The 12,798-nt window shown below is 50.8% G+C and carries 9 protein-coding genes; 5 read left to right on the top strand and 4 right to left on the bottom strand.

Annotation, left to right across the window (positions count from 1 at the left end):
- The first annotated feature begins 54 nt into the window (after positions 1–54).
- Positions 55–1,836: a 5'-nucleotidase C-terminal domain-containing protein gene (locus BLW37_RS17045; protein ID WP_091345049.1), complete on the top strand. Its 1,782-nt coding sequence runs from the start codon at positions 55–57 to the stop codon at positions 1,834–1,836.
- Positions 1,837–1,846: 10 nt separating this feature from the next.
- Here BLW37_RS17045 and yfaE read toward each other — a convergent pair whose 3' ends face one another.
- The 4 genes from yfaE to ubiG all read right to left on the bottom strand — a co-directional run bounded on the left by yfaE (position 1,847) and on the right by ubiG (position 6,639).
- Positions 1,847–2,101 carry a class I ribonucleotide reductase maintenance protein YfaE gene (gene yfaE, locus BLW37_RS17040; RefSeq protein ID WP_091345047.1) on the bottom strand — a complete coding sequence of 85 codons (255 nt, stop codon included), beginning with the start codon at positions 2,099–2,101 and terminating at the stop codon, positions 1,847–1,849.
- 11 nt (positions 2,102–2,112) lie between these two features.
- Positions 2,113–3,243, bottom strand: coding sequence for a class Ia ribonucleoside-diphosphate reductase subunit beta (gene nrdB / locus BLW37_RS17035; RefSeq protein WP_091345045.1), 1,131 nt, complete (start codon positions 3,241–3,243; stop codon positions 2,113–2,115).
- 65 nt (positions 3,244–3,308) lie between these two features.
- A complete protein-coding gene (gene nrdA, locus BLW37_RS17030; RefSeq protein WP_091345043.1) occupies positions 3,309–5,588 on the bottom strand; it encodes a class 1a ribonucleoside-diphosphate reductase subunit alpha in 2,280 nt (759 codons plus the stop codon).
- Positions 5,589–5,907: 319 nt separating this feature from the next.
- Positions 5,908–6,639 carry a bifunctional 2-polyprenyl-6-hydroxyphenol methylase/3-demethylubiquinol 3-O-methyltransferase UbiG gene (gene ubiG, locus BLW37_RS17025; protein WP_091345042.1) on the bottom strand — a complete coding sequence of 244 codons (732 nt, stop codon included), beginning with the start codon at positions 6,637–6,639 and terminating at the stop codon, positions 5,908–5,910.
- Positions 6,640–6,845: 206 nt separating this feature from the next.
- Here ubiG and gyrA point away from each other — a divergent pair, with 206 nt between their 5' ends.
- The 4 genes from gyrA to cmk all read left to right on the top strand — a co-directional run bounded on the left by gyrA (position 6,846) and on the right by cmk (position 12,713).
- Positions 6,846–9,470: a DNA topoisomerase (ATP-hydrolyzing) subunit A gene (gene gyrA / locus BLW37_RS17020; protein ID WP_091345040.1), complete on the top strand. Its 2,625-nt coding sequence runs from the start codon at positions 6,846–6,848 to the stop codon at positions 9,468–9,470.
- A gap of 68 nt (positions 9,471–9,538) precedes the next feature.
- The gene (serC, locus tag BLW37_RS17015; RefSeq protein ID WP_091345037.1) at positions 9,539–10,621 is read left to right on the top strand and encodes a 3-phosphoserine/phosphohydroxythreonine transaminase; all 1,083 of its coding nucleotides are present in this window, start codon (positions 9,539–9,541) and stop codon (positions 10,619–10,621) included.
- Complete coding sequence (gene aroA / locus BLW37_RS17010; protein ID WP_091345035.1) at positions 10,618–11,898, top strand: 3-phosphoshikimate 1-carboxyvinyltransferase; 1,281 nt, start codon at positions 10,618–10,620, stop codon at positions 11,896–11,898. The genes serC and aroA overlap by 4 nt, the downstream gene beginning before the upstream one ends.
- 137 nt (positions 11,899–12,035) lie before the next feature.
- Positions 12,036–12,713 carry a (d)CMP kinase gene (gene cmk, locus BLW37_RS17005; RefSeq protein ID WP_091345033.1) on the top strand — a complete coding sequence of 226 codons (678 nt, stop codon included), beginning with the start codon at positions 12,036–12,038 and terminating at the stop codon, positions 12,711–12,713.
- Positions 12,714–12,798 lie beyond the last annotated feature (85 nt).

Raw genomic sequence — 12,798 nt, 5'->3', positions numbered from 1 at the left:
CTTTATTTTGTCATAAAAGCCAGCCTTGCTGGCTTTTATTTTTCTGAGGATTTTATGCGACCAGTCATTCTGCTTGGATGTTCATGGCTATTGGCTTTATCTGGCTGTAGTCAGCTAGCTAGCGATCATACCGAGGAGACAGCCGATTTGACCCTGGCTATTGCCCATATCAATGACCATCACTCGAACCTTGCAGCTAAGCAGCAAATTTCATTGCGCATCGCCGGTGAGTTTACCGATGTGGAGGTGGGTGGTTTTCCGCGAGTAGCGAGTAAAATTGCCGGCTTACAGCAACGCCATCCCGATTTGCTGAAGTTGCATGCCGGCGATGCTATTACCGGGGATCTCTATTACAGCTTGTTCCAGGGCGATGCCGATGCGCATTTTATGCGTGAAGTCTGTTTTGATGCCTTTACCATTGGCAATCATGAATTTGATGATGGCGATGCCCACCTGGCTGAGTTCATCCGCAACTTGCAGGATGAGCAGTGCCAAACCCCGGTTTTATCCGCCAATGTCCGGCCTGAAGTCGGCACACCATTAGCACCAAATCGCGACTGGGAGCTATTCCAGCCCTATGTGATTCATGAAGTATCTGGCCATCAGGTGGCTATTATTGGCCTAACCATCGCGCAAAAAACCCGCCAATCGTCGCAGCCTCTGCCAAGCACCTCGTTTTTGGATGAACTGGAAACGGCGCGCTATTACATCGATACATTGCAGCAGCAAGGCATTGGCAAAATTGTTTTGCTAACCCATTATGGCTATGTTAATGACATCTTGCTGGCCCAGCGCTTGCCTGAAGTGGATGTGGTTGTTGGAGGGGACTCCCACAGCTTGCTGGGGGATTTTGCCCAGGTTGGCTTAACGGCCGATGGTGATTACCCAACCATGGTAACCAATCTGGATGGTGATCCGGTGTGCATAGTACAAGGCAAAGATTACGCTCAGGTGGTCGGTGAGCTGATCGTACACTTCCGTGGTGATAGAGTGGATCGCTGTGAAGGCCGTCCACATCTGTTGGTAGGCGATAACTTTAACCGCAATGGCGAGCTGTTAACAGGCTCAGAGCGCGCCGAAGTGTTGCGCTACATCGCTCAGTCGGATGTATTGAGTTTAGTGAAACCTGAGCCTGGGTTGCAGCAATTGCTGGAAGGTTACAGTACCCGTATTGATGAATTATCAGCTCAGCGCATAGCTTACATTCCAGAACGCTTATGCCGGATGGATCCGGGCGAAGCTCGGGAAGATAGCTGTGGTCAGGCAAAGCAATCCGACTTGCACTATCTGGTCAGTAGAGCATTTCTCAGCCAAAGCCGCCATGCGGATATTGCGCTACAAAACGCGGGGGGAGTGCGCACCGACTTACCCGCCGGTGAGCTCAGTATTGCCCAGGTCTATCAGTTGCTGCCATTCTCCAATACCTTGATCCACCTGCAAATGCAGGGTCATGAAATTAAGCAGGTGTTGGAAGATGCCATCGAGTATTCCATTACCCCGGGAGCTTCAACCGGAGGTTATCCTCATGGCGCAGGGATCCGCTTTGCCGTTGATATGACCCAGCCAGTGAATCAGCGAGTCAGTGAGCTGGAAGTACAGCGCAACGGTACCTGGCAGCCTCTGCTGATGGAGGAAAGCTATATCGTTGTCACCAATAGCTTTATTGCCTCCGGACAGGATGGTTGGACCACCTTTGGCAAAGTGATGGCATCGGATCGCTATCAGGACACCTACATCAATTACGCCCAGGCTTTCATTGATTTTGCCCGTGAACAAAAGGTGCTGAATCGACCAGATCCCAGCTTCCACAGCACCCAGCGCATTATCCAGCCCTGAGTGATTGGTTTTAGTCTACCAATTCAATGGCAATATCGCCGATAGGGATGCTGCAACAGGGCAAAAACTCACCTGAACGTACAAAGGCGAGTGGTTCCTGTAAATAGCGAATATCGCCACTAACCAAACGGCAGCGGCAGGCACCACAGTAACCTTGCCGGCACTGGTAGTGAACGTGGAACTTTGCTTGCTCCAGGGCCGTCAGTAGATTGCCCTGGTTGTCATACTCCAAGAGGGTGTCTGAGTTCACCTGCACTTTAGGCATGGTGCTTCACATCAGAGATCGAAATCACCGAAGTCACCTGAATCCACCTGGTTATCAATCTGGCCTACCAGATACGAGCTGATCTCTGCTTCTTGCGGTGCTACCTGCACATTGTCTGATACCAGCCACGCATTGATCCAGGGAATCGGGTTCTGGTTGGTGGAATAAATTGGTTTTAAGCCAATGGCCTGCATGCGGTTGTTGGTGATGTATTCTACGTACTGGCACAAAATATCTTTATTCAGGCCAATCATGGAACCATCTTTGAACAAGTAAGCAGCCCAGGCTTTTTCCTGTTCGGCAGCTTTTTTGAAAATGGCGATTGCATCCTGCTCACACTCTTTGGCGATCTGGCCCATTTCCGGGTCGTCCTCACCAGCGGCGATGATATTGAGCATGTGCTGGGTACCGGTCAGGTGCAGGGCTTCGTCACGAGCAATTAGCTTGATGATTTTGGCATTGCCTTCCATCAACTCGCGCTCGGCAAAAGCAAAGCTGCAGGCAAAACTGACGTAAAAACGAATGGCTTCCAGCACATTGACCGACATCAGACAAAGGTACAGTTTCTTTTTTAGATCGTGCAAACTGACACTTTTGCGCTGACCATTGACGGTATGGTCACCACTGCCACAGAGATTGTACAAATTAAAGGACTCAATCAAGTCATCGTAGTAACGGGTGACATCTTCGGCCCGCTCCATGATGTTCTGATTCAGCATAATGTCATCAAACACCTTGTGTGGCTCGGACGAGATATTGCGCACAATATGGGTGTAGCTGCGGCTGTGAATGGTTTCACTAAAAGCCCAGGTTTCAATCCAGGTTTCCAGCTCTGGTAAGGAGACCAGCGGTAGCAAAGCCACATTGGGCGAGCGGCCTTGTACCGAATCCAGTAAGGTTTGGTATTTCAGGTTGCTTAAGAAAATATGCTTTTCATGCTCTGGCAGGTTTTGAAAGTCGATACGATCTTTGCTGACATCGACTTCCTCCGGACGCCAGAAGAAAGACAATTGCTTTTCAATCAGCTTTTCAAAAATTGGATACTTTTGCTGATCGTAGCGGGAAACATTGACCGGGTTGCCGAAAAACATCGGCTCTTTCATTTGATCATTAATCTCGCGATTAAAGGTGGTGTACGCCATGGCGTGATTCTCTTCCTAAGTCCAATAACCGAAAAAAGCGGGCTTTGTTAAGCCCGCACTACAGATTAAATTTTGCAGGCACCGCCGGCGCAGCTGTCGTCTTCAGCTTCAGGCATGTCTTCCTGCATATCCGAGGCACCATCCCGGGTATTATGGTAGTACAACGTTTTTACCCCAAGCTTGTAAGCTGTCAGTAAGTCTTTTAACAACAGCTTCATTGGCACGCGACCACCGTCAAAGCGGTTAGGATCGTAGTTGGTGTTAGCAGAAATGGTCTGATCAACAAACTTCTGCATAATGCCAACCAGCGCCAGGTAGCCATCGTTGTTTGGCATGTCCCACAACAACTCGTACTGAGCTTTTAGTCGTTCATACTCTGGCACCACCTGCTTTAAAATACCATCTTTACTGGCTTTGACACTGACATGGCCGCGCGGCGGCTCAATACCGTTGGTGGCATTGGATATCTGTGATGAGGTCTCCGATGGCATCAGTGCCGACAGCGTCGAGTTACGCAAGCCAAAGGCCATCACATCCTGACGCAACCGATCCCAGTCCAGTTGCAAAGCTTCCGTGCAGACTTTATCCAGATCTTTCTTGTAGCTGTCGATTGGCATCACGCCTTGCGAGTAGGTGGTTTCATTAAACTTCGGGCAGGGACCAAACTCTTTTGCCAACTGCATCGAGGCTTTAAGTAAGTAATATTGGATGGCTTCAAAGGTACGGTGGGTTAGGCCATTGGCCGAGCCATCGGAGTAACGGACGCCATTTTTAGCCAGGTAGTAGGCATAATTGATTACGCCAACACCTAAGGTACGACGCCCCATAGTGGCATTGCGGGCAGCTGGGATCGGGTAGTCCTGATAATCCAACAGGCTGTCCAGCGCCCGAACTATAAGATCCGACAACTCTTCCAGTTCGTCCAGGTTATCCAGGGCACCGAGGTTGAAGGCCGACAGGGTGCACAGAGCAATTTCGCCTTCTTCATCATTGACGTCGCGCAGTGGTTTGGTTGGTAGGGCAATTTCCAGGCAAAGGTTGCTCTGGCGAACCGGTGCCACTTTGGGATCAAAAGGGCTGTGGGTATTGCAGTGATCAACGTTCTGCAGGTAAATACGGCCAGTACTGGCACGCTCCTGCATAAAGAGGGTGAAAAGCTCAACGGCTTTAATGCGCTTTTTGCGGATACTGTCATCGGCTTCGTACTGCACATACAGCTGCTCGAACTTTTCCTGATCTTCAAAGAATGCATCGTACAAACCTGGCACATCGGACGGGCTGAACAGGGTAATGCTTTCGTCCTTGATCAGACGTTGGTACATCAGACGGTTAAACTGCACGCCATAATCAAGGTGGCGGACCCGGTTTTCTTCCACACCGCGGTTGTTTTTCAAAACCAGCAGGGATTCAACTTCCAAGTGCCACAATGGGAAAAACAAGGTAGCAGCCCCGCCGCGAACCCCACCTTGCGAGCAGCTTTTAACCGCCGTCTGGAAATGCTTGTAAAACGGAATACAACCGGTATGGAACGCTTCGCCGTGACGGATTGGGCTACCTAGCGCCCGGATGCGGCCGGCATTAATACCAATACCAGCCCGCTGACTGACGTACTTAACGATAGCGCTGGCAGTAGCATTGATGGAGTCGAGGCTGTCACCACACTCAATCAGTACGCAGGAGCTAAACTGACGGGTAGGGGTGCGCACACCGGCCATGATAGGCGTAGGTAAGGATAACTTGAATAAAGAGATGGCATCGTAAAAACGGCGCACGTAGCCAAGCCGGGTGTCTTTCGGGTAATTAGCAAACAGACAGGCCGCAACCAGCATGTAGAGGAACTGAGCACTTTCAAAAATCTGACCAGTCACCCTGTTTTGCACCAGATACTTGCCTTCCAGCTGCTTAACCGCAGCGTAGCTGAAATTCAAATCACGGCTATGATCAATAAAGCTGTCCAGCTGCTCCAATTCGGCTTTGCTGTAATCCTGCAGCAAGTGGGCATCGTAGCGGCTACTTTCGACCATTCGTACCACATGGTCGTACAAGGCTGGTGGTTCAAAGCGGCCATAGGCTTTTTTACGCAGATGGAATACAGCCAAGCGTGCCGCCAGATATTGGTAATCCGGTGTATTTTTAGAAATCAGATCAGCCGCTGCTTTGATGATGGTTTCGTGGATGTCTTCAGTTTTGATGCCATCGTAGAATTGGATATGTGATTTTAACTCGACCTGCGATACCGAGACACTTTGCAAACCTTCGGCTGCCCAGGTAATGACACGATGAATTTTATCTAAATCCAATGGCTCCCGCCCGCCATCCCGCTTCGTAACATACAATGTCGTCATGCTGTAGTACCCACTTTGTTGCGTCCATTTAAATTGATGCCGCCGCCAGACTAAGCATTGCTGAGCGCTTGATTATTTTTTCAACCCCTATTGCTGCTTCAATACACAATATATAGGGTTGGCGGCTAACTGGATCACAAGATAGTGTGGATTCGTCGGATTTGCAAGTAACAAAAAACCATAGTTTTGGTACGGGGTTTGCTAAGATTTTTTGGCAATAAGCAGCGAGGCCAAAGCCTGATTGGCTTCGCTGGAATGCAAGTTTTTTTTCGTTGAAAAAAACTATTCTGATCAACCCATCTGACCAGTTAAATAAGCATCAAATCAGCGGTTTTTTCGCCACCACGAAGTAATTCACATCCAAGCCTGGACCCACTTTAAAGCTGTTGTTAAGCGGATTAAAGTGCAGGCCGGTTGCGGCCGTAATGGTAAGACCTGCCTGCTCAACAAAACGCATCAGCTGTGACGGTCGGATAAACTTCGCATATTCATGGGTGCCTCTGGGCACCAGGCGCAGTAAATACTCTGCCCCAACAATGGCCATGGAATAGGCTTTCCAGCTTTTGTTGATGGTTGAAAACACCAGGGTTCCGCCAGGTGCCACTAAATCAGCACAAGCCTGGACTACGGAAGCGGGCTCAGGTACGTGTTCCAGCATTTCCATGCAGGTGACCAGCTCAAACTGGCCTGCGGCAGTTAAGGCAAATTGCTCGGCAGTCGATTGCTGGTAATTGACGCTCACACCCGCCTCCAGTGCATGCAGCCGCGCCACCATCAGGGCTTCGTCTGCCATATCGATACCGGTGACTCTGGCACCGGCCCTGGCCATGCTCTCTGCCAGAATACCGCCGCCACAACCGACATCAATCACCGACTTACCAAACAGACCACCAAGTTGATCACTGATGTAGCCAAGCCGGGTTGGGTTAAGCAGGTGCAAAGGTTTAAATTCGCCATCCGGATCCCACCAACGCGAAGCGATGTCGTTAAACTTGGCAATTTCAGCGGCATCTACATTGCCAGTCAGCGGCTGTGCCGGGGTATCGGACATTAGGGAAGTCTCCAAAAAGTTTTCGCTATTATAAGGCGAAGCACCATCACTGCAAGCAGAGTACCGGCTTCGGTTTACTTTTCGTACAACAGCACCGATCGGCCATGGCAACTGTGATTTTATGTGGTAGAATCCGACGTTGCCCCGCAACTAAGAACTGCGATAAATGCGGGTTATCTCCATGATTTAAGGGAAAAAGCGCGAATATGACTGAGCTGGCAAAAGAAATCGTTCCCATCAATATAGAAGACGAACTGAAGAATTCCTACCTGGACTACGCCATGAGCGTGATCGTCGGCCGAGCGCTGCCGGATGTTCGGGATGGCCTGAAGCCTGTGCATCGCCGAGTTCTTTTTGCGATGAAAGAACTGGGCAATGACTGGAACAAAGCCTATAAAAAATCTGCCCGTGTAGTCGGTGACGTCATCGGTAAATATCACCCGCATGGTGACAGCGCCGTATACGACACCATCGTCCGGATGGCTCAACCATTTTCCTTGCGTTACATGCTGGTCGATGGCCAGGGTAACTTTGGCTCCATTGATGGCGACTCTGCAGCCGCAATGCGTTACACCGAAGTACGGATGGCACGTATTGCCCATGAGCTGTTGGCTGACCTTGATAAAGAAACGGTCGACTTCGTACCGAACTACGATGGCACCGAACAAATTCCCGGCGTGTTACCAACCCGCTTACCCAATTTGTTGATCAATGGTTCCTCCGGCATAGCGGTCGGTATGGCCACCAATATTCCGCCACACAACTTAACAGAAGTGATTGATGCCTGTCTGGCTCTGATTGCCAACCCTGAGATCAGCATTCCTGAATTGATGCAGTTGATCCCAGGTCCTGATTTTCCAACGGCTGCCATTATTAACGGCCGCAAAGGCATCGAAGAAGCCTACCGCACCGGCCGGGGTAAAATTTACATTCGCGCCCGCACTGAAATTGAAACCGATGAGAAAACCGGCCGCGAAACCATTATTGTTAACGAGCTGCCATATCAGGTCAATAAAGCCCGCTTGATAGAAAAAATCGCCGAACTGGTGAAAGAAAAGCGGATTGAAGGCATATCTGCCCTGCGCGATGAGTCCGATAAAGACGGTATGCGCATTGTGATTGAGCTTAAACGCGGCGAGTCCAGTGATGTGATGCTGAATCACCTCTACACCAATACCCAGATGCAAACCGTGTTTGGTATCAATATGGTAGCACTGGATCAGGGCCAGCCAAAGATCCTTGGCCTGAAGCAAATGCTGGAATGCTTCGTGCTGCACCGCCGTGAAGTGGTAACCCGCCGTACTGTCTATGATTTACGCAAAGCACGCGACCGGGCCCATATCTTGGAAGGTCTGGCCATTGCGCTGGCCAACATCGATGAAATCATCGAGCTGATTAAAACCTCCAACAGCCCAGCAGAGGCGAAAGTTGGCCTGACGGAGCGCAGCTGGCAGCTGGGCAGTGTCAGTGCCATGCTGGAGCGTGCAGGGCAGGATGCAGCCCGGCCAGAATGGCTGGAGGCACACTTCGGCATTCGTGATGGCTACTACTACTTGACCGAGCAGCAGGCTCAGGCAATTTTGGACCTGCGCTTGCACAAACTGACTGGCCTGGAGCATGAAAAGATCCTGGCTGAGTACAAAGATCTGCTGGAGCTGATTGCCGAATTGTTGCACATTCTGGCCAGTTCAGAGCGTTTGATGGAAGTGATCTGCGAAGAGCTGCATGCTGCCAAAGAGCAGTATGGCGATGCCCGTCGTACAGAAATTCTGGAAAACGAGCTGGATATCAACTTGGAAGATTTGATCACCGAAGAAGACGTGGTGGTGACCTTATCGCACCTTGGCTACGCCAAGTATCAGCCGCTGACGGATTACGAAGCGCAGCGCCGTGGTGGTAAAGGCAAAGCTGCCACCAAAGTAAAAGATGAAGACTTCGTTGACCAACTGCTGGTGGCCAGCACACACGATACCATTTTGTGTTTCTCGGATCGTGGTCGACTGTACTGGTTGAAAGTGTATCAGTTACCGCAAGCCAGCCGCATCTCCCGTGGCAAGCCGATTGTTAATATACTGCCACTGGAAGCGGAAGAGCGCATTACGGCCATTCTGCCAGTACGTGAGTACGAGGAAGGCAAGTTTGTCTTTATGGCGACGGCTAAGGGCACTGTGAAGAAAACCCCATTAACCGATTACTCTCGGCCACGTAGCAATGGCATCATTGCTGTGAACCTGAATGAAGGCGATCAACTGATTGGTGTTGGCCTGACCGATGGCAACAGCGAAATCATGCTGTTCTCAGACGATGGCAAGGTAGTCCGCTTTGATGAGAGCCAGGTGCGTGCCATGGGCCGGACCGCTACCGGTGTTCGCGGTATCAAACTGCGTGAAAACGGCTCAGTGGTCTCCTTGATCATACCTCAGGGTGAAGGTGCTGTACTGACGGTTACCGAGAACGGCTACGGCAAGCGAACAGCCCTTGAGGAGTACCCAGCCAAGAGCCGGGCAACCCAAGGCGTTGTCTCTATCAAGGTGTCGGATCGTAACGGGCTGGTGGTTGGTGCTGTACAGGTGAATGAGTCCGATGAAATTATGCTGATCTCCAATAAAGGCACCCTGGTGCGCACCCGGGTACACGAAGTGTCGGAGGTCGGTCGTAATACACAGGGCGTCATTCTGATCCGTACCTCAGACGATGAATCTGTGGTAGGTGTGCAGCGCATCGATGAAATTGAAGAGCAAGAGTTGCCCGCTGATGAAGCAGAGGTAGCCGAAAACAGTGCTGATACAGGCACAACGCCGGACCAAGCGGCGGATGACGAACAGGTATAACACTCAAATGAACGAGCGCAGCAGCGCTCGTTTCTGTTTCAGTAAAGAGTGTGGAGTAAGAACACAGCATGACCACCTATAATTTTTGTGCCGGTCCGGCTATGTTGCCGGTTGAAGTAATGCAACAAGCACAAGCTGAACTTATCAATTGGCAGCAGCATGGCTGCTCCGTGATGGAAGTCAGTCATCGCAGTAAATCATTTATGGCGATGGCAGCAAAAGCGGAGCAGGATTTACGGGATTTGTTGTCGATTCCAGACAATTACAAAGTACTTTTCATGCACGGCGGTGGCCGGGGGCAGTTCTCCGCTGTTCCATTGAATTTGCTAAGCAAGGATGGTGAGGCCGATTATGTCGTGTCGGGTTCCTGGTCCAAAGCTGCGGTCGAAGAAGCGCAAAAGTTTGGCAAGGTGCGCACGCTGGATATTCGCAGTAACAATGATGGTCAACGTAGTTTGCTTGCGCCTACAGAGTGGGATATTAATCCAAAAGCGGATTATGTGCATTTCTGCCCGAATGAAACCGTCGATGGCCTGGAGTTCACAGAGTTACCGAAGACCGGAGTGCCACTTGTCGCCGATTTGTCTTCTACCATATTATCCCGGCCGATTGATGTCAGTCGTTTTGGTTTAATCTATGCCGGCGCGCAGAAGAACATTGGCCCGTCGGGCCTTACCCTGGTTATTGTGCGCGAGGACCTACTGGAGCGTGGCAGCGGCAAAGCCATTCCTTCCATCATGGACTATGCACTGACCGCCAGTAACGACAGCATGTTTAATACGCCACCTACCTTCGCATGGTACCTGGCAGGCCTGGTGTTTCAGTGGTTAAAGCACAAAGGCGGTGTCGCAGCGATGGCTCGACACAATCAAGCCAAAGCAGAGCGTTTGTATCAGTTCATTGACCAGAGTGCTTTTTACCGCAACGATGTGGCCGTGGCGTGCCGCTCTTGGATGAATGTGCCTTTTATGCTGGCTGATGACAGTCTGAATGATCGCTTTGTTAAGGAAGCAGAAACCAGCGGCTTGCTGGCACTCAAAGGCCACCGACTGGTAGGGGGCATGCGCGCCAGTATATACAATGCTATGCCGATGGCAGGGGTAGAAGCGCTGATTACCTTTATGCAGGCTTTTGAACGGAGTCACGGATGAGCACCTTAACACTACAACCGATCCAGCGGGTAGAAGGTACCGTCCACCTGCCGGGCTCAAAAAGTATTTCCAACCGGGTACTGCTACTGGCGGCAATGGCCGAGGGGCAAACCCGCATCACCAACCTGCTGGATAGCGATGACATTCGCCATATGCTCAATGCACTGCAAGCGCTTGGCGTTAGTTATCAATTGCGTGCAGATCGCACCGAGTGTGTGGTGGATGGTTTAGCGGGTTTCTTTCAGTGTGCTGTCCCGGTAGAGTTGTTTTTAGGCAATGCTGGCACGGCCATGCGGCCGTTAACGGCGGCGCTGGCAGCCTCCAATGTAACAGCGCACTTAAAAGGTGAGCCGCGTATGTACGAGCGGCCGATTGGTCATCTGGTAGAGGCCTTGCAGCAATGGCAGGCGGATATTGAGTACGAAAAGGAGCCGGGGTTTCCTCCACTGACCATTCGTGGCCAGGCGCTGCAGGGCGGGCTGGTCCGGGTCAATGGCAGCATCTCCAGCCAGTTTTTGACGGCTTTGCTGATGATTGCGCCCATGCTAAGCGGAGACAGTACCATCGAGATTGTTGGGGAGCTGGTATCTAAACCATACATCGATATTACCCTGGCGCTGATGCAGCGCTTTGGTGTGGATGTACAAAACGACGACTATCAACGCTTCGTTGTCCGCGGCAACCAACGCTATCAAAGCCCGGGAAGTATCTTGGTTGAAGGCGATGCTTCATCAGCCTCGTATTTTTTAGCGGCCGCGGCTATTCGTGGTGGCACCGTAACGGTTACCGGCATTGGTAAGAATGCTGTGCAAGGCGATATTCACTTTGCCGACGCGCTGGCTGAAATGGGGGCAGATGTGGAGTGGGGCGAGGACTTTATTTCAGTAACGCGTAATCAGTTGCGTGGTATCGATAAAGATTTCAATGCCATTCCAGATGCGGCTATGACCATCGCGACCACGGCGCTATTTGCCAAAGGACCAACCTGCATCCGCAATGTCTACAATTGGCGGGTAAAAGAGACCGACCGGCTTGCTGCAATGGCCACTGAGTTGAAAAAAGTCGGGGCAGAGGTCGAGGAAGGTCAGGATTATCTGAAAATAACCCCTCCAGCCCGACTGCAGCATGCCAGAATTGCCACCTACGATGATCATCGCATGGCGATGTGTTTTTCACTGGTTGCCCTAAGCGATACTCCGGTTACCATCGAAGATCCTGACTGTACCCGTAAAACCTTTCCAAACTACTTTAGTTTGTTTCAATCGCTTTCACGTTAGTTTTTCTGCATTTCAAATGCTTAGGTCTTGGTCTTAACCAGGACCTAAGCGGTTTGTTTAAAAACTTCACAGGCTTTTTGCCATGAAAGCTTGTATACTACCGCGCTGAAATTCGAGATAAGATCCTGGAGGCTTGAATGCAACAAGACGCTGCTGTCATTACCATTGATGGTCCAAGTGGCTCCGGAAAAGGCACCCTTAGTCGCTTGCTGGCGCAGAAGCTGGGATGGCATTTTCTGGATAGCGGTGCCATTTACCGGGTACTGGCGCTTGCTGCGATTCATCATCAAATCGACCCAGAAGATGAAGATGCGGTCCAACCCCTGGCAGCTCACTTGGATGTGCAATTTGACACCGATGAAGACGGTGATGTCAAAATTATTCTGGAAGGTGAGAATGTTAGCTCTACTATCCGCACTGAAGAAGTGGGTGCTGTGGCTTCAAAAGTAGCTGCCTTACCCAGGGTGCGTGAAGCCTTATTACGTCGTCAGCGGGCATTTCGTGAAGCACCAGGTTTGGTCGCCGATGGTCGTGATATGGGGACCGTGGTGTTCCCACAAGCCAAGGTTAAAATATTTTTAACAGCAAGTGCTGAAGTTCGCGCCGAGAGACGCTTTTTGCAGTTGAAAAATAAGGGGTTCGATGTTAAAATCGGCGACCTTTTGCACGATATCCAGGCAAGGGATGAACGCGATACCAATCGAGCTACGGCTCCGCTGGTAGCCGCCGAAGATGCCCTGATGTTGGATTCGTCGGATAAAGACATTACCCAGGTGTTGGATGAAGTCTATCAGTATGCCAAGAGCAAGCTGTAACTCGCCTGATTTCTGAGTGAAAATCCCGCGCTACGGAACCGGCCGGGACAAACTGGTAACCCCACTGCACAGGATGTAATGTGGA

It is taken from the genome of Alkalimonas amylolytica, from assembly GCF_900107845.1.
GTDB classification, from domain to species: domain Bacteria; phylum Pseudomonadota; class Gammaproteobacteria; order Enterobacterales; family Alteromonadaceae; genus Alkalimonas; species Alkalimonas amylolytica.
This window is presented reverse-complemented; position numbering and strand designations above follow the sequence as displayed.